The following is an 888-nucleotide window of genomic DNA, read 5'->3' as shown; positions in this document are numbered from 1 at the left end:
CCCTTGCCCGCTATTATGGCGTGGAGGGGGCCGGTAGCTCAGGTGGTTAGAGCGCACGCCTGATAAGCGTGAGGTCGGAGGTTCGAGTCCTCCTCGGCCCACCATGATCCTTGCCTTCGGGCGGGGTCGTGGCGATTGGTGCGGGGCCTTAGCTCAGCTGGTAGAGCACCTGCTTTGCAAGCAGGGGGTCAACGGTTCGAACCCGTTAGGCTCCACCAACATCTCCGGGATGAAGATATACGGGATCCGGCCTCTGGCCGGTAGCGCCGCGGGTTTTCCTTGCGGTTTTGCGATCATTGACATTGTGAATGGGTTTGAAAATCGATGCCGATCGGGATGTGTGCATCCGGTCAGCGCCGTGTGGGTCGTACCACTGGTGGCTGTCTGGGGACGCAGCATTTCAGATCAAGCTGAGATTAAAATAGTTCTATATTGCCGTTGGCATGCACGTTTCAGTGCTGCCGATGGTGGTGTGGACTCTCAAGTGTGAGGTAAGAGCATTTGGTGGATGCCTTGGCATGCACAGGCGATGAAAGACGTGGCACACTGCGATAAGCCATGGCGAGACGTGAGCAGTCTTTGACCCATGGATTTCTGAATGGGGAAACCCAGCTTCTCCAATAAATCATAACGGGCGGTCCGGTTTCGGCCGGTTTGTCCGCTACGGTTTATTGGGGCGGTTATCTTCAAGATGAATACATAGTTTTGGAGAAGCAAACCCGGAGAACTGAAACATCTCAGTACCCGGAGGAAAGGACATCAACCGAGACTCCCGTAGTAGTGGCGAGCGAACCGGGACCAGGCCAGTACTCAGTTGTGCGTTAGTGGAAGCCTTTGGAAAGAGGCGCCGTAGTGGGTGACAGCCCCGTACGCGAAAACAATCATCTG

General features: G+C 55.5%; 2 tRNA genes and 1 rRNA gene. All 3 read left to right on the top strand.

Annotated elements, in window-relative coordinates:
* The first annotated feature begins 27 nt into the window (after positions 1–27).
* Positions 28–104, top strand: a tRNA-Ile gene (locus C725_RS15055).
* 38 nt (positions 105–142) lie between these two features.
* Positions 143–218 (top strand) — tRNA-Ala (locus tag C725_RS15050).
* Positions 219–481: 263 nt separating this feature from the next.
* Positions 482–888 (top strand): 23S ribosomal RNA (locus C725_RS16560); the annotation flags it as partial.

Source organism: Pacificimonas flava (assembly GCF_000342165.1).
Classification (GTDB): domain Bacteria; phylum Pseudomonadota; class Alphaproteobacteria; order Sphingomonadales; family Sphingomonadaceae; genus Pacificimonas; species Pacificimonas flava.
This window is presented reverse-complemented; position numbering and strand designations above follow the sequence as displayed.